We start from the raw sequence: 22396 nt of genomic DNA on the forward strand, positions 1-22396 counted from the left end.
CCGCAACAGGACAGGGCGTGAGACACGACACAGCGCTAAACCCCCGGGGAACAAGGCCGAAACAACGAACGTCTGAGACAGTGGAGATACGTGACGGCGACGCCAAGTCGCCGGAGCGCTGAGCACCTTACGGAGGAGCCCAATGATGAACGCGACCCTGACCAGTCCCGAATTGACCAAGGCTGATCGTTGCGACCGCTGTGGTGCGGCTGCTCGGGTCCGCGCGAAGCTTCCTTCCGGCGCCGAGCTCCAGTTCTGCCAACACCACGCCAATGAGCACCAGGCCAAGCTGGTGGAGTTGGCCGCGGTGATCGAAGTGGCTGCGTCGGAGGCATAACCGCAACTCACGGCCGCGTCGCTGGGCAGGACTGCTGTCGTCAGGAATGCTGGTGTGGTCATGACTGACCAACCCGTCAAGCCATCTCGCCATCACGTGTGGCGGATTTCTCGCAGGACATTGTCCAAGAGCTGGGACGACTCGATCTTCTCCGAGTCCGCCCAGGCGGGTTTCTGGTCGGTGCTGTCGTTGCCGCCCCTGCTGCTCGGCATGTTGGGCAGCCTGGCGTACATCGCGCCGCTGTTCGGTCCGGACACCTTGCCGACCATCGAGAGTCAGCTGATCAATTTCGCCAACAGCTTCTTCTCGAAGAATGTGGTCAACGAGATCATCCAGCCGACGGTCCGCGACATCATCCAGAGCGCACGCGGCGAGGTGGTGTCGGTGGGCTTCGTGATCAGCCTCTGGGCCGGTTCGTCGGCCATCTCGGCGTTCGTCGACTCGGTGGTCGAGGCTCACGACCAGACGCCGCTGCGCCATCCCGTGCGGCAACGGTTCTTCGCACTCGGGCTCTACGTGGTGATGCTCGTGTTCGTCATCGCCGCGGCGCCGATCATGGCGTTGGGTCCCCGCAAGATCTCGTCGTACCTGCCGGACAGCTGGGACAACGTCCTGCAGTACGGCTACTACCCCGCGCTGGTGTTGGCCTTGGTGCTCGCGGTGACCATCCTCTACCGGGTGTCACTGCCCAGCCCGCTGCCCACCCATCGCCTGGTGTGGGGGGCGGTCCTGGCGACGACGGTGTTCGTCGTGGCCACCATGGTCCTGCGTTTCTACCTGACCTGGATCACCAGCACCGGCTACACCTATGGCGCGCTGGCGACCCCGATCGCGTTCTTGCTGTTCGCGTTCTTCCTCGGCTTCGCGATCATGATCGGCGCGGAGCTCAACGCCGCCATCGAAGAGGAGTGGCCGGCCCCGACGACGCACGCCTACCTGGTGGGGAGGTGGCTGCGCCGCAAGGCGAAGACGTTGACTCCAACGTCCGAGACCGCCAAAGACGACGGGCAGCTACCGCAGCCGGACGCGACGGCGCCGGCCGCGGAGGTCAGCCCTTCTTGAGGTTCTCGTAGACGCGCTTGCAGTCTGGGCAGACCGGCGAACCCGGCTTGGCTGCCCTGGTGACCGGAAACACCTCACCGCACAGTGCGACGACGTGGGTCCCCATCACCGCGCTCTCTGCGATCTTGTCCTTCTTGACGTAGTGGAAGACCTTCGGCGTGTCGTCATCGGTGCCGTCGTCGACGCGTTCGTCGCTGTCGGTGCGCTCGATCGTCTGGGTCTGCATGAAGACATTGTGCCCGGTTGTAGCGCGGTAGGAAACTGACCTGCCTATCGCCTGCGGAATGTGGAACAGTGGAGCTATGAAGCGTGAGCTGGGGTTCGACGACGAAGGTCGGCCCGTGCTCATCACGGCGGCGGCCCCGGCTTACGAGGAGCAGCACCGTCAGCGAGTGCGAAAGTACTTGGCGATCATGTCTTTTCGGATCCCGGCGCTGATTCTTGCGGCGGGGGCCTACGGACTATGGCACAACGGGCTGATCTCGTTGGCGATCATCGCTGTGTCATTGCCCTTGCCGTGGATGGCAGTGCTGATCGCCAACGACCGCCCGCCGCGGCGGGCAGAGGAACCGCGTCGGTTCAACGACGTCCCCCGGCGCACGCAGCTGTTCCCGCGGCCCGATCGTCGGGCTATCGATGCCGGGACCTCGACGGCGCAACCGCATTCGGCCGGCGGCGCCGACCGCGGTTCCCACTGACCTCCAAACAAGGTCGTTTCTCAGGACATTCTCAGGGCTGCGCCGTATTCGTGCACTTCAGAGGGTGTGAGAAGGCGACATCGTGGGAACTCTTTGCTCCGGTCGAACGTTAGACCGTTTGACAGTTGCAGCCGATCAGGAGGCCACCATGGCAAATGCCACCACCAGCCGGATTGACAGCGATCTGGACGCCCAGAGTCCAGCCGCCGACTTGGTGCGCGTGTATCTGAACGGCATCGGCAAGACCGCTTTGCTCACCGCAGAGGACGAGGTCGAACTCGCCAAGCGGATCGAAGCCGGCCTGTATGCCCAGCACCTGCTGGAAACCAAGAAGCGTCTGAGCGACAACCGCAAGCGGGATCTCGCCATCGTCGTCCGCGACGGCCAAGCCGCCCGAAGCCACCTGCTGGAAGCCAACCTTCGTCTGGTGGTGTCGCTGGCCAAGCGCTACACCGGGCGCGGCATGCCGCTGCTGGATCTCATCCAGGAGGGCAACCTGGGCCTGATCCGCGCGATGGAGAAGTTCGACTACACCAAGGGTTTCAAGTTCTCCACCTACGCCACGTGGTGGATCCGTCAGGCCATTACCCGTGGCATGGCCGACCAGAGCCGCACCATCCGGCTGCCCGTGCATCTGGTGGAGCAGGTGAACAAGCTGGCACGGATCAAGCGTGAGATGCACCAGAGCCTGGGGCGCGAAGCCACCGACGACGAGTTGGCCGAGGAGTCGGGCATCCCGGTCGAGAAGATCAACGACCTGCTCGAGCACAGCCGCGACCCGGTGAGCCTCGACATGCCTGTCGGCAGCGACGAGGAAGCCCCGTTGGGTGACTTCATCGAAGACGCCGAAGCCATGTCGGCGGAGAACGCGGTGATCGCCGAGTTGCTGCACACCGACATCCGCCACGTGCTGGCCACTCTCGACGAGCGTGAGCAGCAGGTGATCCGGCTGCGGTTCGGCCTCGACGACGGCCAGCCCCGGACCCTGGACCAGATCGGCAAGCTGTTCGGCTTGTCCCGTGAGCGTGTCCGCCAGATCGAGCGCGAGGTCATGTCCAAGCTGCGCAACGGCGATCGGGCCGACCGGCTGAGGTCTTACGCCAGTTAAGCAACCCCCTTAGTGTGCCCGTCGGCGATGCCGGCGGGCACGCTGCTTTGGGCGCCCATGTTGAACAACCGTTTCCCCAGCTAGCCAGGTAAACTCGGGACAGACGAAGGGTGCCCTTATGAACGACCTGGTCGATACGACTGAGATGTATCTCCGCACGATCTACGACCTCGAGGAAGAGGGCGTCATCCCCCTGCGCGCGCGCATTGCCGAGCGGCTGGATCAGAGCGGCCCGACCGTCAGCCAGACGGTGGCACGCATGGAACGCGACGGCCTCTTGCACGTGGCCGGCGACCGGCACCTCGAACTGACCGAGAAGGGCCGCGAGTTGGCCGTCTCGGTCATGCGCAAGCACCGCCTCGCCGAGCGGCTGTTGGTCGACGTCATCGGGCTGCCGTGGGAAGAAGTGCACGCCGAGGCTTGTAAGTGGGAACACGTGATGAGCGAGGACGTCGAGCGCCGCCTGGTGCAGGTCCTCGAGGACCCCACGGTGTCCCCCTTCGGCAATCCCATTCCCGGCCTATCCCTGCTGGGGTTGGAGCTGAGCCGGCGCGAGGACTCCCACCTGGTGCGCCTGACCGAGCTGCCGCCCGGCTCTCCGGTCGCCGTCGTCGTCCGTCAGCTCACCGAACACGTCCAGGGTGACGTGGAGCTGATCGGCATGCTCAAGGACGCCGGCGTCGTGCCCAATGCCCGCGTGCAGGTCGAGAACACCGCGACCGGCAGCGTGACGATCGTGATCGGTGGCCACGAGAACGTGCAACTGCCCCACGAGATGGCGCACGCGGTCAAGGTCGAGAAGGTCTAGCCAGCACTAGACGGCGCGGCGGCCGAACGACCGCCGCGGCGGTAGCCGCACCCCCAGCCGTTTGGCCAGCCGGTAGCCCGTGCCGGCGAGCTCACGGATCTGTTCAGGCCGCATGCCGGACTGCAATGCAGTGTCGAGCATCCCTGCCATCCGATGCTCAGGATCGCTACGTAATGCCGCGTCCAACGATAAGCCGGCCAATGGGCCGTCGCCCCGCGCGTACGCCGAAAAAGCAAGCAGGACAAGCGCTTCAGCTCGCCAAGGCTCAGGAAGTGTGCGCGCCAACAGCGCCCACAACGTCTCGGCCCGCCCAGCGTCGGCCCCGACCGCCAAGGCGTACAGCGTGTCGCGGACGGCGACGTCGGTCAGCGCGCAGGCCAGGCCAGCCAGCTCGGCGTCATCCAACTCTGCGCCCTCGCACACCCGGGCGCTGACGGCCATGACCGCCTCCACATCCCGCCGACCGCAATCGTCGGGATCCGCGCGCCACCTGGCCTCCCGCGCTTCGGCGTATTCGTCGATCACCGGCACCAGCGCCGCACTGCGCTCGGCGTCGGCCAGGTCCACCACCGCCTGCAAGTCTTCACGGCGCGGATAGAGCCGGCGCCCCTCGAGCACGGCCGCAGCCGCCAGCGGGGAGGCCATCGGATCTTCGACGGTGCCGAACGCCCCGCAGCCGTCCACACAATGCCAGCGCCCGCCCGCCTCGATCCGGTCGACGACGTGGCCTGCGTAGAGCTCCATGTCGTGGGTGGACAGAGCCGTCGTCAGCGCGTCGCACAGATCGCGGTAATCCTGGTTGCACATCGGGCACTGGGCGCCTTCGGCGTCCACGATCACCGCCACCGCCCTGTCCGCTCCCGACGCCGAGGCGAGATCGGCCAGGTGGCTGAGGTCGCCGTCCACCGCACGGGACAGGTCGACGCGCATCACGGCACCCATCTCGCCGTGCTCGAGAGACACCAGGACCAACGACCGCACCGGCACAAAGCCCAGAACGGCAGGTAGAGCGGCGATCAGCGCGCCGGGGCGGGTGAAGCGATAGTCAGGCTCGTGTGTGGTCATGGCCCGACGCTGTCAACCAGCACCGTCGAGACCGTCTCACCCATAGGCCGGCGAGCCCCGGGTTGTGGATGAACGCGGAACTGGGGATCGCCGCACAGCAGATTGTTCACGCCGTATTGACATCGTCGGCATGCAGGATTCGGCAAACCGGCGTACACCTTGTCCTCATGGGTGTGGAATACGACCTCGTCGTCATCGGCTCGGGACCAGGCGGCCAGAAAGCCGCTATCGCCGCGGCCAAGCTGGGCAAGTCGGTGGCCGTCATCGAACGCGGCGAAATGCTCGGCGGTGTCTGCGTCCAGACCGGCACGATCCCGTCCAAGACACTGCGTGAGGCCGTCCTCTACCTGACCGGCATGAGCCAGCGCGAACTCTACGGGGCCAGTTACCGCGTCAAGGACAAGATCACTCCGGCCGACCTCCTGGCCCGCACCAAGCATGTGATCAGCAAAGAAGTCGACGTGGTGCGAAATCAATTGATGCGCAACGGCGTCGTGCTCTACGTCGGACACGGCCGGTTCGTCGACGAACACACCATCGAGGTCGAGGACCCGACCCGGGCCGAACACGTCAGCGTCTGCGGCCGCCACGTCGTCATCGCCACCGGCACCAAGCCGGCGCGGCCCGCCGGTATCGAGTTCGACGAGAACCGGGTGCTGGACTCCGACGGCATCCTCGACCTGAAGACCATCCCCACCTCGATGGTGGTGGTAGGCGCCGGGGTCATCGGCATCGAGTATGCCTCGATGTTCGCCGCGCTCGGCACCAAGGTCACCGTCGTGGAGAAGCGCGACTCGATGCTCGACTTCTGCGATCCCGAGATCGTCGAGGCGCTGCGGTTCCACCTGCGCGACCTGGCCGTCACGTTCCGATTCGGCGAGGAGGTGACCGCCGTCGACGTCGGCTCGGCCGGCACCGTCACCACCCTGGCCAGCGGCAAGCAGATCCCCGCCGAGACCGTGATGTATTCGGCCGGGCGCCAGGGCCAGACCGATCACCTCGACCTCACCAACGCCGGCCTCGAGGCCGACAACCGCGGCCGGATCTTCGTCGACGAGAGGACCTTCCAGACCAAGGTCGACCACATCTACGCTGTCGGCGATGTCATCGGCTTCCCTGCTCTGGCAGCCACGTCGATGGAGCAGGGCCGGCTGGCCGCCTATCACGCGTTCGGCGAGCCGACGGCCGGTATGACGGAGCTTCAGCCGATCGGTATCTACTCGATCCCCGAGGTGTCCTATGTGGGCGCCACCGAGGTCGAGCTGACCAAGGACTCCATCCCCTACGAGGTAGGGATATCCCGCTACCGCGAGCTGGCCCGCGGCCAGATCGCGGGGGACTCGTACGGCATGCTCAAGCTGCTGGTGTCCACAGAGGACCTGAAGGTCCTGGGCGTCCACATCTTCGGTACGGCGGCCACCGAGCTCGTCCACATCGGCCAGGCGGTGATGGGCTGCGGCGGCACGGTCGACTATCTCGTCGACGCCGTCTTCAACTACCCCACGTTCTCGGAGGCCTACAAGGTCGCGGCCCTGGACGTGATGAACAAGCTGCGCGCGCTGAACCAGTTCCGCCGCTAGTTCCTCAGCACTGGCTGTCGAACTGCGTCGGCGCGTCGTCGCCGGGCCCGCCTGCTTCGGCGCGGGAGAGCAGCGCAGCCGTCGCAGCGTCAAAGGGCGGCGAATAGGAGACGTTGGCCTCGCAGCCGCCGCCGTCGAAGCCACCGATCACACCGACTACCGCCGAACCCTTGATCCACGGGGCTCCGCTCGTGCCGTCGACCAGGCCGCCGCAGCGTAACGACGGATACCCACCACGTTCTATCTCAGCGATGACGTCGCATCCGATCGGCGGCCCGCCCACGCCGGACGGGTACCCGACCACCGACACCGCGCCGCGAATGTCGGATGACGCGCCCAGCGTGAACGCTCGGCCGGCGACTGATTCGACCGCGCCGCCCGCGGGCCGGCTGACCCGCGCGAAGGCGTAATCGGCCTTGGGGTCCTGGGAGGTAATCCAGCGGGGATCCATGTAAACGGCATCGACGGTCCACACGTCCTGCGGAGCCGCCGTGTCCTTGAACGCCGGCACGAAGGTGGCCGGGGTGCCCCCGGCCAGGCAATGCGCCGCGGTCAGGATCAGATTCTGGGTCTTGGAGGCGACCACCGACGCAGTGCAGCTATGGGCATCGGTGCCGCCGACAAACAGCGCCCCCACCGCCGGGTGGGGCGGCACAGGCTCGGCATTCTTGGTCAGCAACCGCGCGGCGACGGCCTCGGCAGCCTTCAGCGGCGGCTGGGTCGGCCCATGGCAGCCAGCCACCAGCACCATGGCTCCCGCCAGGTTGAAAGCCGCCGCGACCGTCCGCATGGGCTCGATCATGCCTGATGTAGCTAAGACTGACTCGTCGCGGCGACGGGCATCAGGGAACGGCGCGCCCAGCACCTGCGTTGTGCAACACAGGCGCTATCGATGGCGCCGACCCGATTCTGAGAGACACTGGTTGTCACGGTACAAGGGACACGATGACGTGCCCAGGCACCGCGAGGAGGCGGAGAGATGACTGACGAGCAGGGACAGCAGTACCAACCTGAGCAGACCGGAATGTATGAACTGGAGTTTCCGGCGCCCCAGCTGGCCGCGCCCGACGGGCGTGGGCCAGTGATGATCCATGCTCTCGAGGGGTTCTCCGACGCCGGGCACGCCATTCACCTTGCTACCGAACACCTGAAGAGCAAGCTCGACACCGAGCTGGTGGCGTCGTTCGCGATCGACGATCTGCTGGATTACCGGTCCCGGCGCCCCATGATGACGTTCAAAACCGACCACTTCACCGACTACGACGATCCGCAACTGAACCTCTACGCCCTGCGCGACAGCCTCGGCACCCCGTTTCTGCTGCTCGCCGGCCTGGAGCCGGACCTGAAGTGGGAACGGTTCGTCACCGCCGTCCGGCTGCTGGCCGAGCGCCTAGGGGTGCGCCAGACCATTGGGCTGGGCACAATCCCGATGGCGGTGCCGCACACCCGGCCGGTGACACTGACCGCACACTCCAACAACCGCGAGCTGATCGGCGAGTTCACCCCGTGGGTCGGCGAGGTGCAGGTCCCGGGCAGCGTGTCCAACCTGCTGGAATATCGGATGGCCCAGCACGGCCACGAGGTCGTCGGGTTCACCGTCCATGTGCCGCACTACCTGGCGCAGACCGACTACCCGCCGGCAGCCGAGGCACTCCTGGAGCAGGTGGCCAAGCTGACTTCGCTACAGGTGCCGTTGCGGGCGCTGACCGATGCCGGCTCGGGCATCCGCACCAAGATCGACGAGCAGGTGGAAGCCTCGCCCGAGGTCTCTCAAGTGGTGACCGCACTCGAGCGCCAGTACGATGCTTTCGTTGCCGCTCAAGAAAACCGGTCGCTCCTGGCACGCGATGAGGATCTTCCCAGTGGCGAAGAGTTGGGTGCGGAATTCGAACGATTCCTAGCCCAGCACGCAGACGACTTCAAAGACGGTTTCACCGACAACGGCGAGACCTGAGGAAGTCACCGCACCGACGACGGGGTGGCCTATGACGCAGCGAAAGCCCAATCTGCAGCCGGTGCGGGAAGTGACGCCCACGTTGCACTTTCGGACCATTCACGGGTACCGGCGGGCGTTTCGGGTGGCCGGATCAGGACCGGCGCTGCTGCTGATCCACGGCATCGGCGACAACTCGACCACGTGGCATCCGGTGCACAGCAAGCTCGCCCAGCGCTTCACCGTCATCGCCCCCGACCTGCTGGGGCACGGCCAGTCCGACAAACCGCGGGCCGACTATTCGGTGGCCGCCTACGCCAACGGGATGCGTGATCTGCTCAGCGTCCTGGAACTCGACAAGGTCACCGTGGTCGGGCACTCGCTCGGCGGCGGTGTCGCGATGCAATTCTCTTACCAGTTCCCGCAATTGGTGGAGCGACTGATTCTCGTGGGCGCCGGCGGTGTCACCAAGGACGTCAACATCGCGCTGCGAGCCGCGTCGTTACCACTGGGCGGAGAGGCGCTGGCGCTGTTGCGGCTGCCGATGGTGCTGCCCGCCCTCCAGGTCGCAGGGCGTGCGCTTGGGGCCGTCTTCGGTTCGACCGGGCTGGGCCGCGATCTGCCCGACGCGCTGCGCATCCTGGCCGATCTCCCCGAGCCGACAGCGTCGGCGGCCTTCACCCGCACCCTGCGCTCGGTGGTGGATTGGCGCGGTCAGGTGGTAACGATGCTCGACCGATGTTATCTGACCGAATCCGTTCCGGTGCAACTCATTTGGGGCGATCAAGACGCAGTCATCCCCGTTAGCCATGCGCGGATGGCCCATTCTGCGATGCCTGGCTCCAGGTTGGAGATCTTCGCTCGGTCCGGGCACTTCCCCTTCCACGACGATCCCGACCGCTTCGTCGAGGTCGTCGAGCGGTTCATCGACTCGACCGCGCCCGCCGAATACGACCAGGCCGTTTTGCGTGAACTGCTGCGCAACGGGCTATCCGAGCGCTTGGTCACGGGCACATTGGACACGCGGGTGGCGGTGCTCGACGCCATGGGCACCGACGAGCGCAGCGCTACCTGACCGCTGCCGCGCAGCGGCGTCGTAAAGTCGAATCATGGCCATCGACGTGACCGTTTTGCGGGTGTTCACCGATTCGTGCGGCAATTTCGGCAATCCCCTGGGCGTAGTCGACGCGGCCACCGTGCCTGCCGGTGAGCGTCAACGCGTAGCCACCGAATTGGGTTACAGCGAAACGATATTCATCGACCTGCCCGACCCCGGGTCGACGACCGCGCACGCGCACATCTTCACCCCGGCCACCGAGCTCCCGTTCGCCGGGCACCCGACGGTGGGTGCGGCTTGGTGGCTCAGGGAACGTGGCACCCCGATCAATACCCTGCAGGTACCGGCGGGCATCGTGCAGATCAGCCACGACGATGCGCTCACTATCGTCCGCGCACGGGCCGAATGGTCACCGGAGTTCGCCCTGCACGAGTTGGATTCGGTGGACGAACTGCTGGCTATCGAGCCGGGCGACTACCCCGACGATGTCGAGCACTACCTCTGGACATGGATCGATCGCGACAGTGGGCACATCCGGTCGCGGATGTTTGCCAACGACCTCGGCGTCACAGAGGACGAGGCGACCGGCTCTGCGGCAACGCGGATCACCGAGTACCTGAGCCGGGATCTGACCATCACCCAGGGCAAGGGCTCACAGCTGTACACGACGTGGAGCGCCGAAGGCTGGGTGCTTGTCGCCGGTCGCGTGGTCGACGACGGCGTGCGGGAGCTGGACTGACGACGTCTCAGCCGGAGGTGCCGACCGCGCGATGCGCGCGCAGGGCCTCGATCTCGCGTTCGAAGTCCTCGGCAGAGCTGAACGAGCGGTACACGGAGGCGAATCGCAGGTAGGCGACTTCGTCGAGTTCGCGAAGCGGGCCGAGGATGGCCAGGCCGACCTCGTGGCTGGGGATCTCCGGGGAGCCTGCCGCCCGCACGCTGTCCTCGACCTGCTGGGCCAGCAGATTGAGAGCATCGTCGTCGACATCGCGACCCTGGCACGCCCGCCGTACCCCGCTGATGACCTTCTCGCGGCTGAAAGGTTCGGTGACCCCGCTGCGCTTCACGACCGCCAGCACGGCCGTCTCCACGGTGGTGAATCGCCGGCCACATTCCGGGCAGGACCGGCGCCGCCGGATGGCCTGACCTTCGTCGGCCTCTCTGGAGTCGACGACACGGGAGTCGGGATGGCGACAGAACGGACAATGCATGACCGCTCCTTCACCTCCGCCGCAGCCCGATGCTTCGAACCACCCAGAGCCTACCTGCGTCGTCGGCCGGGCGGCCACGTCCTGAAAACTGCGGCGGCCGCGGCGGCCGCCGTCGAGGCCGCTTGTCCGGCACACGTTTTGGCCAGCCATGACGCGGTGGGTGGTCACCCGATCGGCGCGATGAGGGTCTGCCCGACATCCAGCGAGGCCGAATCGAGCTTGTTGAGGTCGCGGATGCGCTGCATGACCTGCCCAGCGGGCGCATCTGGAGCCACCCGGCCCGCGAGGTCTTGCAGTGTCTCTCCCGCCTGTACCTGAACCACCGCGAGCTGATCCGGCATCTGATCAGTGGGCGCGGGTGTGCTGCTGAGATGGCCCACCAACCCCAGCCAGAGGGTGATGAGCGCGGCCACGCCGGCCAGCGCGATCGTGACGCCAGTGCTGACCGTTCGCCGAGCGTGCGGCGCCCGGGAGAAGGTGACACCGGTGCCGCGGTAGTGGATCGGGGCACCGGCCGGCCGGCCCGGGTAGGGCCGGTGGACCCGAGGGCCGGCCGGACGGACCCGGGCCGGCGCGACGGACCTAACCGCCACCCGAGGGCGCATCGGTCGTACCGGTGCCGAATGGAATACCTGCCGATCGTCGATGACTGTCACGTCTGTTTCCTTCCTTCAAGACGCCCGTTGTTCGCTCTTGTGTTCGAACAGTACTCGATCATGCGTTCGAAATCCGAACATCTGAGCGAGCGTGTCTGAAGAATAAATCCGGCCACCGACAAGTTTTGATTCCTGCAACGACCTGCGCCGTTGCCGGATGCGACACGCGGGGGTCGAACAGATGTTTGATTATCGTTGGCCTCGGGACTAGATTCGGGCCCATGAGCGACCGCAGTGAGATATCAGGTGCCGACTCCGGGCTGACCGAACGGCAGCGAACAATCCTCGACGTGATCCGCGCCTCGGTCACCACCCGTGGCTATCCCCCGAGCATCCGCGAGATCGGCGATGCCGTCGGTCTCACCTCGACCTCGTCAGTGGCTCACCAGCTGCGCACCCTCGAGCGCAAGGGCTATCTGCGCCGCGATGCCAACCGGCCGCGCGCTGTCGATGTCCGCAGCGCAGAGGAGACCGCGAACTCGGTGCGCACCGAGGTCGCCGGCTCCGACGCGCTTCCCGAACCGACGTTCGTGCCGGTGCTGGGACGCATCGCCGCCGGTGGCCCGATCCTGGCCGAGCAGGCCGTCGAGGACGTCTTTCCGCTGCCGCGCGAGTTGGTCGGCGAAGGCTCACTGTTCCTGCTGAAGGTCGTCGGCGAGTCCATGGTCGATGCCGCGATCTGCGACGGCGACTGGGTGGTGATCCGTCAGCAGAGCGTGGCCGACAACGGGGACATCGTCGCGGCGATGATCGACGGCGAAGCCACCGTGAAGACGTTCAAGCGCACCAGTGGTCAGGTCTGGCTGATGCCGCACAACCCGGCGTTCGACCCGATCCCCGGCAACGACGCCGCCATCCTCGGCAAGGTCGTCACCGTCATCCGCAAGATCTAGCAGACTCCCTACTGCGCCTCAGCCAGGGCGCGAGGCACCTATTCTGCCTTGAGGAACCCATTTGCTTGAGCGAGTTCCTCACTGGCGAACCACACTTCGGGCACTGTGTCGTCGTAGAGCGGCGAGCCTGGGGTGTAGTACAGGCCCGAATGCGTGTTGGCCTTGATCACGTAGCCTTCCGGCGCCTGATAGGGGTCGGACAGTGGAAGGTGGATCGCGGGACGTGAGCCTGCCCCCGCGTGCACGTCGGACTGCAGCACCTCCGCCGGCTCGGTGACCAGTTGATCGGCGTCGTCCAGATCCTCTGGCTCGACGATGTCGGCCTCGGTGATCTCTTCAGGCTCAGGCTCGTCAGGTTCTTCCGGCTCGGCGGCGCGGCGGCGACGCGGCGCCCCCAGCTCAGCCAGATTGAATCGCCGGACCGACTGGGACTCCCCGAGGTTCACCACCGCGTGGCGTCCCGAATCGGCGGTGAGGTCGTCGTCCTCGATCTCTTCGACCTCGGCGTACTCGTGCTCGACGGGCACCTCTGGGGCCTCGGCCACGTCGGCCTCGTCGGCCACGTCGGGACCCGCGAGCTCCCCGGGAATCAGGGTCGGCGTGGTGTCGATGGAGTCCTGATCCCCGTCGAACACGTCCTCGGGCCCGGGCATCGACTTGTCCTCAGTTCCCGGCGGCGCCCACCCGAACCCGGGCGCCGGGGCAACCTGCACGTAGCCGCCGTCGGGGTAGGTCGAGAAGCGCGAAGTCGCAGAATCCTCGGCATCGCCGTCAGGACCCGCTCTGTCCCACTCATCGTCGTCGTCGTAGTCCGAGTCGTGAAAGTCGTCGTCATACTCGACCTCGGAACTGCGGCGCCGCTGCAGCCAGAGCAGCCCCAGCGCGATCACCGCCACCAGCAGCAGGGCTGGGATGATGATCAGCAACCACCACAGGTGGAAGGTGAAGCCCTTCGAGTTCGGCGCCCCCGCACTCGCCTGCGGCCCAGACACGGTGGGCACCTGCACGCCCGACAGCGACGCGGCCAACTCCGGGGGCTGGGTGGTGAATGTGTTGTTCGCCTTGTTCCAGGAGATCTCGCCACCACTGAACTTCTGGGTCACTGTGTCGCCGTTGACGCTCTGCTCACCGGTCGGCACACCGAGCTTGCCGGTCGCGCCGCCCAACTTCGCCCAAGCCGCGTTGATCGCACCGCGCACCACGATGGCGCCATTGTCGGGCGTCCAGAAGATCACCGGTTTGTCGGCGGCGCTGAACGCGCTGACCCGACTGTTGGGTGCGCCACCGTCGGCTTCGGTCCCGGTCGGCAGACCCAGATCGCCGGTCGGTCCGCCCGCGGCCTCGTACTTCGACAGGATCGCGCCTGTCACCGCGTGCGCTCCGGTGGCCGGCGAGTAGAAGATCTTGCCGCCGACGTAATCCTGCGTGGCGCCGTCAGTTCCGACGGCACTCTGGGCACCCTGGCGGGCGCCGAGCGGTCCCGTGAGCCCGCCCGCGGCGCGCCACGCCTGGTTTATCGCCGTCGTGGCGTCGGTCGGGACCTCGACTCCGGCCAGATTGTTGGCCAGCTCGGGTGGCACCGTGGTGAACGTCTTGGCGCTGGTGTCATACGAGATCTGGCCGCCGGTGAACTTCTGGCTGATCGAGCTGCCGTCATAGGACTCGTCGGCAGTAGGCACACCCATCGTGCCGGCCGAACCGCCGAGCTTGTCCCATGCCGCATTGATCGCGCCGCGCACCACCCACGCGCCGGTGTCCGGCGTCCAGAAGATCGCCGGCTTGTCGCTCGCACTGAACGTGCTCACCCGGCTGTCCGGACCGACCAGGCCGGCCACTTCGTCGATCGTGGGGAATCCGAGGTCGCCGTCGGCCGGGCCACCGGTGGCCTGGTACTTGTCCAGGACCGGGCCCCACAGCAGATGGGCGCCGGTGGCCGGGGTGAAGAAGATCTTGCCGCCGCTGAAGTTCTGCGCGAACCCGTCGCCGACCGGGTAGACGTCGCCGTCCTTGGTGCCTACCGGAGAACTGTCGCCACCAGCGGCCTGCCAGGCCTGGTTGATGGCATCGCTTGCATCGCTGTCGGGGGTTGCGATCGCCCCGGGCGCCAGCAGCAGCGCTGCTGCTGTAGCCGTCGCGAAGGCGGCGAGCGCCATCCGCCCGACGCCTCTACTGAGACGACTTCCAAGCCAGGTCATGCACTCTCCCCGCAGTTTCGGTCAAGATGCTTGCCCTTATCCTCCGCGTCAACTGTGCGTCAGCACTTCGCGACACGCGGCGTTTCCCCAGATAAGCCAGTCGCTGGAGGGGGTAAAAACTCCGAAAAGTCGGGCACAGAGCGGGCGTGGACGACCAACGGAAAACTAAAACCGCAGGTCAGCCGATGGCTGGGCTAGACGCCGAGGCTACGACCGATGATTTCCTTCATGATCTCGGTCGTTCCGCCGTAGATCGTCTGAACCCGAGCGTCCAGGTAGGACCGCGCCACCGAATATTCGCGCATATAGCCGTAGCCGCCGTGCAATTGCAGGCAGCGGTCGACCAGGTGCACCTGCTTCTCGGTGGAGTACCACTTCGCCATCGATGCCTGCTCGGCGGACAGCTTCCCGTCTAGGTGCAGCCGAATGAACTCGTCGACCATGATGCGCACCGCGGTCGCCTCGGTGGACAGTTCGGCCAGCAGGAAACGGCTGTTCTGCTGACTGCCGATCGGCTTGCCGAACGCCTTGCGCTCCTTGGCGTATTGCAGCGTCTCGGAGAGCACGTTTTCCATGGCCGCGGCCGCCATCACCGCGATGTTGAGGCGTTCCTGGGGCAGGTTCTGCATCAGGTAGATGAAGCCGAAGCCCTCCTCGCCGAGCAAGTTCTCGGCAGGAACCTTGACGTCGGTGAAGGACAGTTCTGCGGTGTCCTGCGCATCCAGGCCGATCTTGTCGAGGTGACGGCCGCGCTCGAAGCCCTCCATGCCGCGCTCGACCATCAGCAGCGAGAAGCCCTGGGCGCCCTTCTCGGGGTCGGTCTGGGCCACCACGATCACCAGGTCGGCGTTGATGCCATTGGTGATGAACGTCTTCGATCCATTGAGGATCCAGCTGCCGTCGTCCTGTTTGACCGCGCGTGTCTTGATGCCCTGCAGGTCACTTCCGGTGCCCGGCTCGGTCATGGCGATCGCGGTGATGTATTCGCCGCTGCAGAACTTGGGCAGCCAGCGCTGCTTCTGCTCCTCGGTGGCCAGGTGCAGAAGGTACGGCGCAATGATGTCGTTGTGCAGGCCGAATCCGAGCCCGCTGTACCGCCCGGCCGCGGTTTCCTCGGTCAGGATCACGTTGTAGCGGAAGTCCGGGTTGCCGCCGCCGCCGTACTCCTCGGGCACGGCCATGCCCAGGAAGCCCTGTTTGCCGGCCTCCAGCCAGACCCCGCGGTCGACGATCTTGTCCTTCTCCCACTGATCGTGGAATGGCGCGACATGGCGGTCGAGGAAAGACCGATAGGCCTCGCGGAACAGGTCGTGTTCGGGCTCGAACAGGGTTCGCTCGTACTTGACGACGGAGTTCTTCTCGGGGCTGTTTTGCGAAGCCATGGTTCCCTTCCGGACGGCGCTGGGCACTTGTGACGAGGATAACCAACCGGATGGTTGGTCGCTCCATGGGGCCCTGCACTGCCGGCTTGCCTAGACTTTTCCCATGCGTGACAACCCCAGCAGCCTCACGCACTGGGGTGCCTTCACCGCAACATTGGCCGACGGCGAGATCACGGCGGTCACACCGTTTCCCGGCGACACCGACCCGTCTCCCCTGCTTGGCAATATCCCCGGTTCGCTGCGACACCCGTCGCGCATCACCGGACCCGCCGTCCGGCGCGGGTGGCTGCACGACGGGCCGGGGCCCACTACCGCGCGGGGAGCCGACGAGTTCATCGCCGTGAGCTGGGAAGAACTCGCCGAGCTGCTCGCAGCCGAACTGCGCCGGGTCGTCGACACCTACGGCAACGAAGCCATCTACGGCGGGTCCTACGGCTGGGCCAGCGCCGGCCGGTTCCACCACGCCCAGAGTCAAGTGCACCGATTCCTGAAACTACTTGGCGGCTATACCTTTTCGCGGCACTCCTACAGCCTGGGCGCCACCGGAGTGATCATGCCGAGAGTGGTCGGCACCCACGATGACCTGTTCAAACGGTCCACCGAATGGAACGTCATCGTCGAGCACACCGACCTGCTGGTGTGCTTCGGCGGGGTGAACATGAAGAACACCGGCATCAACCACGGGGGCACCACCGGTCACCCGGCGCGCGAGGCGCTGCGGCGATTCCGGGACAAGGGCGGACGCATCGTCTCGATCAGCCCGCTGCGCAGTGACGTCGACGGCGACTGCCAGTGGCTACCCGCTGTTCCCGGTACCGACGTGGCGATCATGCTGGCGCTGGCCTACGTGCTGGCCACCGAGAACCTGGCCGACCGGGACTTCCTCGATACCTACTGCACCGGGTACGAGCAGTTCGAGCGCTACCTGCTCGGCGTCGACGACAGCGAGCCGAAATCGCCGCAGTGGGCGGCGGGTATCTGCGGGGTCGACGCCGCAGTGTTGACCGAATTAGCCAGGACGATGGCCGCGCAGCGCACCATCGTCACCGTCAGCTGGTCGCTGCAACGCCTCCGGCATGGCGAGCAGGCCCCCTGGATGGGGGTGACGCTGGCCGCCATGCTCGGCCAAATCGGCCTCCCAGGAGGCGGTTTCGGGCACGGCTACGGCTCGATGAACGAGCCGGGGTTGCCGCCGGTGCGGGTCCGGCTGCCGTCGTTGCCGCAGGGCGCCAATCCGGTGCAGACCTTCATCCCGGTCGCCGCGATCAGCGACATGCTGCTGCACCCCGGCGAGACATTCACCTACAACGGGCGCACCCTGACCTATCCCAACATCAAGTGCGTGTACTGGGCCGGCGGGAATCCCTTTCATCATCACCAGAACCTGCCGCGGCTGCGGCGCGCGCTGGCCCGCGTCGACACCGTTGTGGTGCACGACCCGTATTGGACGCCGATGGCCCGGCACGCCGACATCGTCGTCCCTTCCACGACCGCGTTCGAACGCGACGACTACTCCGGGTCACGCAACGACCCGCTGCTGGTGGCGATGCCGGCGATGGCGCCCCCGTACGCGCAGGCCCGCGACGACTACACCACGTTCGCGGCACTGGCCGAGCGGCTGGGCTTCGGCGAGCAGTTCACCGAGGGTCGCACGGCCGGTCAGTGGCTACGGCACATGTACGAAAAGTGGTCGAGGGAAGTCAATTTCGCCGTTCCTGACTTCGACCAGTTCTGGGCCGACGGCTTGTTGGCGCTGCCGGTCGAGTCGGGCCTGACGCTGATGGCCGACTTCCGCGCCGACCCGCTGGCACATCCGTTGGCCACCCCGAGCGGGCGGATCGAGATCTTCTCCGACGAAATCGCCGGGTTCGGCTACCCCGACTGCGCCGGCCATCCGCGCTGGTACGACCCCGTCGAATGGCTCGGCGGCCAGCGCGCTGAATGTTTTCCGCTGCATCTCATCGCCAATCAGCCCGCAACCCGGCTGCACAGTCAGCTTGACGGCGGCGCGGTCAGCAAGAATGCGAAAATTCAAGGGCGCGAACCACTTCGGATGCATCCGGCCGACGCCGCGCAGCGCGGCCTGGCCGGCGGCGACGTGGTCCGGGTATTCAACGACCGCGGTTCCTGCCTGGCCGGGGTGGTGCTCGACGAGGGGCTACTGCCCCGGGTGGTGCAGCTGTCGACAGGGGCCTGGTACGACCCGCTGGACCCGTCGGATCCGGATTCGATGTGCGTGCACGGCAATCCGAACGTGCTGACCGACGACGTCGGTACCTCTTCGCTGGCCCGGGGTTGCACTGGTGCCGCCGTGCTGGTGCAGGTCGAGAAGTTCGACGGTCCGCTGCCGCCGGTGCGCGCCCATCGGCCCCCGGTCATCCGATGACCGACGTCGTCACCGTCACCGAGCGCGCCGCCTAGCTGTTGTACTGGCGCAGCCCGGCCGCGAGCGCCGCGGGCACTCGTGCTTTGAGCCGGGTGCCCGACTCGGTGTGCTCGACGGCATCGACCTGTCCGTCGCTGTGCAGCCGCGCCACCAGGTCGCCCCGGTCGTACGGGATGGTCACGTCGACGGTGATCTCCCGCGGTTCAACAAGTTCGCCAAGGCGGGCGCGCAGCCGCGGCAGACCCTCACCGGTGTGCGCGGAGACGAAGACCGCACCCGGTAGCGCTCGGCGCAGCTGGGCCAGCGTCAAGTCATTGGCGGCATCAATCTTGTTGACCACCAACAGTTCTGGCGCAGGCGGCGCGTGGTGGTCGTTTTGCACTTCGCGGACGACCTGGCGCACCGCTTCGATCTGAGCCAGTGGGTTGCTGTCGGATCCGTCGACCACGTGCACCAGCAGGTCGGCGTCGACGACTTCTTCGAGAGTGGACCTGAACGCCTCGATCAGCTGGGTCGGCAGGTGCCGGACGAAGCCGACGGTGTCGGTCAGTACGAAGGGGCGGCCGTCGTCGAATTCGCCACGGCGCGTGGTGGGTTCGAGCGTGGCGAACAGCGCGTTCTGCACCAGCACCCCGGCCCCGGTGAGCGCGTTGAGCAGGCTGGACTTGCCGGCGTTGGTGTAGCCGACGATCGCCACCGACCCCATATCGCTGTGCAGCCGGCGGCTGCGCTGGGTATCGCGGACCTGCTTCATCTCTTTGATCTCGCGGCGCAGCTTAGACATTCGCTCGCGGATGCGACGCCGGTCGGTCTCGATCTTGGTCTCACCGGGGCCTCGGGTGCCCACGCCACCGCCGGCACCGCCGGCGCGACCACCGGCCTGGCGCGACATCGACTCACCCCAGCCGCGCAGCCGGGGCAGCATGTACTCCATCTGCGCATACGCCACCTGCGCCTTGCCTTCCCGGCTGGTGGCGTGCTGGGCGAAGATGTCCAGAATCAGTGCGGTCCGGTCGATGACCTTGACCTTGACCACCTTTTCGAGTGCGTTGAGCTGCGCGGGGCTGAGCTCGCCGTCGCAGATCACGGTGTCGGCGCCGGTCGCGATCACGATCTGGCGCAGCTCCTGGGCCTTGCCCGAGCCGATGTAGGTGGACGGGTCGGGCTTGTCGCGGCGCTGGATCACTCCTTCGAGCACCTCGGAGCCCGCCGTTTCGGCCAGTGCGGCCAGCTCGGCGAGGCTGGCCTCGGCGTCGGCGGAGCTGCCTTGGGTCCACACCCCGACCAGGACCACACGCTCCAGCCGCAGCTGGCGGTATTCGACCTCGGAGATGTCAGCGAGTTCGGTGGAGAGCCCGGCGACACGCTTGAGGGCGGCGCGGTCCTCGAGCGCGAGTTCGCCGACGCTCGGATCGGGAAAGTCAGCTTTTGTCATAGGCGGTATGCGTCATGTTCGGTAGTCGATGGTGCCACGCATGTCCAACGTCGCGCATCCGAATAATGTGCCGTCAGCGCGGGGCCGCCCACCACGAGTCGGAAAGTTCACCCTGCGCCACCAGCACCGAGGGTCCGCGCAAGAAGCTGCTGGTGTCGCTGACCTCGACGGTCACCTGGCCGCCTGGGATGCGGACCCGCAGCGTGCCGGTCGACATATTGAGGTGGGCGAGAGCGGCGACCGCGGCGGCCACGGTCCCAGTGCCACAAGAGCGGGTCTCACCGACACCGCGTTCGTGTACCCGCATGCTGATCGCACCGTCGCCGGCGATGGTCAGCACCTCGACGTTGACGCCCTCGGGGAATTGGCCGTGGTCGAACTGCACCGGAGCGGCGACGTCGAGGACGGCCAGCGCCGCTTCGGTGAGGCCGGGGTCCAGGCAGGCCAGGTGCGGGTTGCCGACGTCGACGCCGACACCGGTGAAGCGCCTGCCACCGACGGTGGCGGTGCCCGATCCGAGCAGGTTGACTTTGCCCATCTCCACGGTGACCTCGGCATCAACCGCGTCGGCGTGGTGCACGACGACCGGCCGCGGCCCGGCCAGCGAACCGACCACGAACTCGTCGCGCTGTTCCAGTCCGCTGGTCCGCAGGTAGTGGGCGAACACTCGCACGCCGTTGCCGCACATCTGGGCGATCGAGCCGTCGGCGTTGCGGTAGTCCATGTACCAGTCGTCGGCGCCGACGCCTTCGGGCAACCGGTCCAGGACGCCCGCGGCGACGACGGCGCCGGCGGTGGTGACTCGCAGGACACCGTCGGCGCCCAGACCCTGGCGGCGGTCGCACAGCGCGGTCACCGCAGCAGGCGTCAGCTCCAGCTGGGCGGTCAGGTCAGGCAGCAGCACGAAGTCGTTCTCCGTGCCGTGGCCCTTGGCGAAAATCACGTGTTCAGGATACGTGCCGCCACTGAGCGATCACGTCGTCGGCGAGCCCGGGGGCCGTCCCGTCAAGCCAGTGGATGCGATGGTCGCGACGAAACCACGACCGCTGGCGCCGCACGTAGCGCCTGGTCCCGATGAAGGTCAGCTCGCGGGCCTGCGCGAGGTGCTCGTCGGTGCCACCGTCATCGAGTGCGGCGATCACCTGGGCGTAGCCCAGTGCGCGGCCGGCGGTGACGCCCTGGCGCAGGCCGCGCTCGAGCAGCCTGCCGACCTCGTCGACCAGACCGGTCTCGAACATGACGTCAGTGCGCCTGCTCAGACGGTCATCGAGAATGCCTGTCGGCCAATCTAATCCGACGATCAGAGTGTTCCAGCGTGGTTTCCCGATGCGGGGCGCAGACGCGGCGAACGGCTGGCCGGTCAGCTCGACGACCTCCAGCGCGCGCACGATTCGGCGACCGTCGGTGGCCAGGATCGCGGCCGCGGCGGCGGGGTCGCGCCGCGCCAGTTCGGCGTGCAGGGCCGTCACTCCGACCTCGGCGAGCTGCTGTTCCCACCGGGCCCGCACCTGCGGGTCGGTGGCCGGGAAGGCCCACTCGTCGAGCAGCGACTGGATGTAGAGCATCGACCCGCCCACGATCACCGGCGGCAGCCCACGGGCGGCGATCGCCTCGACATCGGCGGCGGCGGCCTCCTGATAGCGCGCGACGGTCGCGGTCTGGTCGACGTCGAGCACGTCGAGCTGGTGGTGCGGGATGCCCCGGCGCTCGGCCACGCCGAGTTTGGCGGTGCCGATGTCCATGCCGCGGTACTGCTGCATGGCGTCGGCGTTGACGATCTCCCCGCCGAGCCGTTCGGCGACATCCAGTGCCAGCTCGGACTTACCGGTGCCGGTCGGCCCGATCACCGCAATCGGTCGGGTCACTCGGTCGATTCCCCGGACGCTGCGCCCCAGCCCGCCGGGACCCAGACGCCGACGAAGTACCCCACCCCATAGGGCGCGCCCCGCACCAGCTCCTTCGCCGCCCACGGTCCGGGCTCAACCAGCCCGGCCAGCACCTGGTAGGCGACCCGGCCGACGATGCCGGCGGGCAGCCGGATCAGCGCGGCGGCATCGCCGGAGGCCAGCGCGTCGTCGAGAGCGGCCTGCACGGGTGCGGCGTCCGGGTCGAAACCGCCCGGGGCGGCCGGTGTCAGCGTGTGGGCGCCGTCGGCCACCACCAGGACGCCGACCGCGTCCGCGGCGGCGTCGATCTCGGCGCGCAGGGCGCGGCCGCGGGCCACCGCGGAGTCGGCGTCGAGGTCGGCGTCGTACACCCGGACTTCGGCGCGTGCCGCAGGGTTTGCCTGTCCCCTCAGCCAGCCGGTGAACAGCGCGCACAGCGGCAGCGCACTCATCGCCGGGCCCGCGTCCGGGGACAGCGCGACAGGCACGTCGACCCCGTAGCCGGCGAACGTTCCCCGGGTGTCCGGGCCGATGACCTGGCCGGTCGTCCCGACCCCGACGGCAATCCAGCGCTCGGGCAGTTCCGCGGCGGCCGTCAGCGCCGCGGCGCGGAATTCGGCGACCTCGGCCGCCGCCCCGCCGGCCAACTCGGGCACCAGGACAGGCGCCGACGGCGTCAGGGCAATGGCGGACAGCACGCCACA

At 67.1% G+C, this 22396-nt stretch carries 22 protein-coding genes; 11 read left to right on the forward strand and 11 right to left on the reverse strand.

Annotated elements, in window-relative coordinates; translation table 11 throughout:
• Positions 1 to 145: 145 nt before the first annotated feature.
• Both CG716_RS00925 and CG716_RS00930 read left to right on the forward strand, forming a co-directional pair.
• A complete protein-coding gene (locus CG716_RS00925) occupies positions 146 to 337 on the forward strand; it encodes a DUF7455 domain-containing protein (RefSeq protein ID WP_094475937.1) in 192 nt (63 codons plus the stop codon).
• Positions 338 to 397: 60 nt separating this feature from the next.
• Positions 398 to 1399, forward strand: a complete 1002-nt coding sequence (locus tag CG716_RS00930) for a YihY/virulence factor BrkB family protein (protein WP_234817651.1) — start codon at positions 398 to 400, stop codon at positions 1397 to 1399.
• Here the strand turns inward: CG716_RS00930 and CG716_RS00935 are convergent.
• Positions 1386 to 1625 (reverse strand): DUF3039 domain-containing protein, encoded by a 240-nt coding sequence (locus CG716_RS00935; RefSeq protein ID WP_094475500.1) that lies wholly within the window; start codon positions 1623 to 1625, stop codon positions 1386 to 1388. The genes CG716_RS00930 and CG716_RS00935 overlap by 14 nt on opposite strands.
• Before the next feature lie 58 nt (positions 1626 to 1683).
• Between CG716_RS00935 and CG716_RS00940 the strand changes: the two genes are divergently transcribed.
• The 3 genes from CG716_RS00940 (at position 1684) to CG716_RS00950 (ending at position 4013) form a co-directional block, all read left to right on the forward strand.
• The gene (locus CG716_RS00940; protein WP_165773990.1) at positions 1684 to 2097 is read left to right on the forward strand and encodes a DUF3099 domain-containing protein; all 414 of its coding nucleotides are present in this window, start codon (positions 1684 to 1686) and stop codon (positions 2095 to 2097) included.
• A gap of 118 nt (positions 2098 to 2215) precedes the next feature.
• On the forward strand, positions 2216 to 3205 hold the full coding sequence (locus CG716_RS00945; protein ID WP_264005680.1) for a sigma-70 family RNA polymerase sigma factor: 990 nt from the start codon (positions 2216 to 2218) through the stop codon (positions 3203 to 3205).
• Between the two features lie 118 nt (positions 3206 to 3323).
• Positions 3324 to 4013: an iron-dependent transcriptional repressor DtxR gene (locus tag CG716_RS00950; protein WP_094475506.1), complete on the forward strand. Its 690-nt coding sequence runs from the start codon at positions 3324 to 3326 to the stop codon at positions 4011 to 4013.
• A gap of 6 nt (positions 4014 to 4019) precedes the next feature.
• Here CG716_RS00950 and CG716_RS00955 read toward each other — a convergent pair whose 3' ends face one another.
• The gene (locus CG716_RS00955; RefSeq protein WP_094475508.1) at positions 4020 to 5078 is read right to left on the reverse strand and encodes a DUF4192 domain-containing protein; all 1059 of its coding nucleotides are present in this window, start codon (positions 5076 to 5078) and stop codon (positions 4020 to 4022) included.
• Between the two features lie 167 nt (positions 5079 to 5245).
• Here CG716_RS00955 and sthA point away from each other — a divergent pair, with 167 nt between their 5' ends.
• On the forward strand, positions 5246 to 6658 hold the full coding sequence (gene sthA, locus CG716_RS00960) for a Si-specific NAD(P)(+) transhydrogenase (protein ID WP_094475510.1): 1413 nt from the start codon (positions 5246 to 5248) through the stop codon (positions 6656 to 6658).
• Positions 6659 to 6662: 4 nt separating this feature from the next.
• Here sthA and CG716_RS00965 read toward each other — a convergent pair whose 3' ends face one another.
• Entirely contained in the window at positions 6663 to 7448 is a 786-nt protein-coding gene (locus tag CG716_RS00965) for a trypsin-like serine peptidase (protein ID WP_094475939.1), read from the reverse strand.
• 189 nt (positions 7449 to 7637) lie between these two features.
• On the opposite strand from CG716_RS00965, the gene CG716_RS00970 reads away from it, so the two are divergent.
• From CG716_RS00970 to CG716_RS00980, 3 genes are read left to right on the forward strand one after another with little or no spacing between them, the layout of a single operon-like run.
• On the forward strand, positions 7638 to 8612 hold the full coding sequence (locus tag CG716_RS00970; protein ID WP_094475512.1) for a proteasome assembly chaperone family protein: 975 nt from the start codon (positions 7638 to 7640) through the stop codon (positions 8610 to 8612).
• Between the two features lie 31 nt (positions 8613 to 8643).
• Positions 8644 to 9666, forward strand: coding sequence for an alpha/beta fold hydrolase (locus tag CG716_RS00975; RefSeq protein ID WP_094475514.1), 1023 nt, complete (start codon positions 8644 to 8646; stop codon positions 9664 to 9666).
• Between the two features lie 34 nt (positions 9667 to 9700).
• Entirely contained in the window at positions 9701 to 10387 is a 687-nt protein-coding gene (locus CG716_RS00980; protein WP_094475516.1) for a PhzF family protein, read from the forward strand.
• A gap of 7 nt (positions 10388 to 10394) precedes the next feature.
• Here the strand turns inward: CG716_RS00980 and nrdR are convergent, their stop codons facing one another.
• Together nrdR and CG716_RS00990 are read right to left on the reverse strand one after the other, a co-directional pair.
• Positions 10395 to 10859 (reverse strand): transcriptional regulator NrdR, encoded by a 465-nt coding sequence (gene nrdR / locus CG716_RS00985; RefSeq protein ID WP_005149375.1) that lies wholly within the window; start codon positions 10857 to 10859, stop codon positions 10395 to 10397.
• Between the two features lie 164 nt (positions 10860 to 11023).
• A complete protein-coding gene (locus CG716_RS00990) occupies positions 11024 to 11515 on the reverse strand; it encodes a LysM peptidoglycan-binding domain-containing protein (RefSeq protein ID WP_094475518.1) in 492 nt (163 codons plus the stop codon).
• A gap of 221 nt (positions 11516 to 11736) precedes the next feature.
• On the opposite strand from CG716_RS00990, the gene lexA reads away from it, so the two are divergent.
• The gene (lexA, locus tag CG716_RS00995) at positions 11737 to 12408 is read left to right on the forward strand and encodes a transcriptional repressor LexA (protein WP_094475520.1); all 672 of its coding nucleotides are present in this window, start codon (positions 11737 to 11739) and stop codon (positions 12406 to 12408) included.
• A 38-nt stretch (positions 12409 to 12446) separates the two neighbouring features.
• Here lexA and CG716_RS01000 read toward each other — a convergent pair whose 3' ends face one another.
• Together CG716_RS01000 and CG716_RS01005 are read right to left on the reverse strand one after the other, a co-directional pair.
• Complete coding sequence (locus tag CG716_RS01000) at positions 12447 to 14603, reverse strand: LGFP repeat-containing protein (RefSeq protein WP_094475522.1); 2157 nt, start codon at positions 14601 to 14603, stop codon at positions 12447 to 12449.
• 194 nt (positions 14604 to 14797) lie between these two features.
• A complete protein-coding gene (locus tag CG716_RS01005; RefSeq protein ID WP_094475941.1) occupies positions 14798 to 15985 on the reverse strand; it encodes an acyl-CoA dehydrogenase family protein in 1188 nt (395 codons plus the stop codon).
• A gap of 103 nt (positions 15986 to 16088) precedes the next feature.
• Between CG716_RS01005 and CG716_RS01010 the strand changes: the two genes are divergently transcribed.
• Positions 16089 to 18371 (forward strand): molybdopterin guanine dinucleotide-containing S/N-oxide reductase, encoded by a 2283-nt coding sequence (locus tag CG716_RS01010; protein WP_094475524.1) that lies wholly within the window; start codon positions 16089 to 16091, stop codon positions 18369 to 18371.
• 31 nt (positions 18372 to 18402) lie between these two features.
• On the opposite strand, the gene hflX is transcribed toward CG716_RS01010, so the two are convergent.
• The 4 genes from hflX to CG716_RS01030 all read right to left on the reverse strand — a co-directional run bounded on the left by hflX (position 18403) and on the right by CG716_RS01030 (position 22390).
• Complete coding sequence (gene hflX / locus CG716_RS01015) at positions 18403 to 19806, reverse strand: GTPase HflX (protein ID WP_094475526.1); 1404 nt, start codon at positions 19804 to 19806, stop codon at positions 18403 to 18405.
• A 73-nt stretch (positions 19807 to 19879) separates the two neighbouring features.
• Entirely contained in the window at positions 19880 to 20749 is an 870-nt protein-coding gene (gene dapF, locus CG716_RS01020; RefSeq protein ID WP_094475528.1) for a diaminopimelate epimerase, read from the reverse strand.
• Between the two features lie 4 nt (positions 20750 to 20753).
• Positions 20754 to 21671 (reverse strand): tRNA (adenosine(37)-N6)-dimethylallyltransferase MiaA, encoded by a 918-nt coding sequence (miaA, locus tag CG716_RS01025; RefSeq protein WP_094475530.1) that lies wholly within the window; start codon positions 21669 to 21671, stop codon positions 20754 to 20756.
• Entirely contained in the window at positions 21668 to 22390 is a 723-nt protein-coding gene (locus CG716_RS01030; RefSeq protein WP_094475532.1) for a class III extradiol ring-cleavage dioxygenase family protein, read from the reverse strand. Before CG716_RS01030 ends, miaA begins: the two co-directional genes overlap by 4 nt.
• Positions 22391 to 22396 lie beyond the last annotated feature (6 nt).

Origin of the sequence: Mycolicibacterium sphagni (assembly GCF_002250655.1) — a bacterium.
Classification (GTDB): domain Bacteria; phylum Actinomycetota; class Actinomycetes; order Mycobacteriales; family Mycobacteriaceae; genus Mycobacterium; species Mycobacterium sphagni.

What these genes read in the sequence shown, in the direction of transcription:
- hflX (WP_094475526.1), bottom strand. Translation starts at nt 19,806, where the DNA reads ATGACAAAAGCTGACTTTCCCGATCCGAGCGTCGGCGAACTCGCGCTC.
- CG716_RS00980 (WP_094475516.1), top strand. Translation starts at nt 9,701, where the DNA reads ATGGCCATCGACGTGACCGTTTTGCGGGTGTTCACCGATTCGTGCGGC.
- CG716_RS00930 (WP_234817651.1), top strand. Translation starts at nt 398, where the DNA reads ATGACTGACCAACCCGTCAAGCCATCTCGCCATCACGTGTGGCGGATT.
- CG716_RS00940 (WP_165773990.1), top strand. Translation starts at nt 1,684, where the DNA reads ATGTGGAACAGTGGAGCTATGAAGCGTGAGCTGGGGTTCGACGACGAA.
- CG716_RS00925 (WP_094475937.1), top strand. Translation starts at nt 146, where the DNA reads ATGAACGCGACCCTGACCAGTCCCGAATTGACCAAGGCTGATCGTTGC.
- sthA (WP_094475510.1), top strand. Translation starts at nt 5,246, where the DNA reads ATGGGTGTGGAATACGACCTCGTCGTCATCGGCTCGGGACCAGGCGGC.
- lexA (WP_094475520.1), top strand. Translation starts at nt 11,737, where the DNA reads ATGAGCGACCGCAGTGAGATATCAGGTGCCGACTCCGGGCTGACCGAA.
- nrdR (WP_005149375.1), bottom strand. Translation starts at nt 10,859, where the DNA reads ATGCATTGTCCGTTCTGTCGCCATCCCGACTCCCGTGTCGTCGACTCC.
- CG716_RS01005 (WP_094475941.1), bottom strand. Translation starts at nt 15,985, where the DNA reads ATGGCTTCGCAAAACAGCCCCGAGAAGAACTCCGTCGTCAAGTACGAG.
- CG716_RS00935 (WP_094475500.1), bottom strand. Translation starts at nt 1,625, where the DNA reads ATGCAGACCCAGACGATCGAGCGCACCGACAGCGACGAACGCGTCGAC.
- CG716_RS00950 (WP_094475506.1), top strand. Translation starts at nt 3,324, where the DNA reads ATGAACGACCTGGTCGATACGACTGAGATGTATCTCCGCACGATCTAC.
- CG716_RS01010 (WP_094475524.1), top strand. Translation starts at nt 16,089, where the DNA reads ATGCGTGACAACCCCAGCAGCCTCACGCACTGGGGTGCCTTCACCGCA.
- CG716_RS01000 (WP_094475522.1), bottom strand. Translation starts at nt 14,603, where the DNA reads ATGACCTGGCTTGGAAGTCGTCTCAGTAGAGGCGTCGGGCGGATGGCG.
- CG716_RS00955 (WP_094475508.1), bottom strand. Translation starts at nt 5,078, where the DNA reads ATGACCACACACGAGCCTGACTATCGCTTCACCCGCCCCGGCGCGCTG.
- CG716_RS00975 (WP_094475514.1), top strand. Translation starts at nt 8,644, where the DNA reads ATGACGCAGCGAAAGCCCAATCTGCAGCCGGTGCGGGAAGTGACGCCC.
- CG716_RS00970 (WP_094475512.1), top strand. Translation starts at nt 7,638, where the DNA reads ATGACTGACGAGCAGGGACAGCAGTACCAACCTGAGCAGACCGGAATG.
- CG716_RS00965 (WP_094475939.1), bottom strand. Translation starts at nt 7,448, where the DNA reads ATGCGGACGGTCGCGGCGGCTTTCAACCTGGCGGGAGCCATGGTGCTG.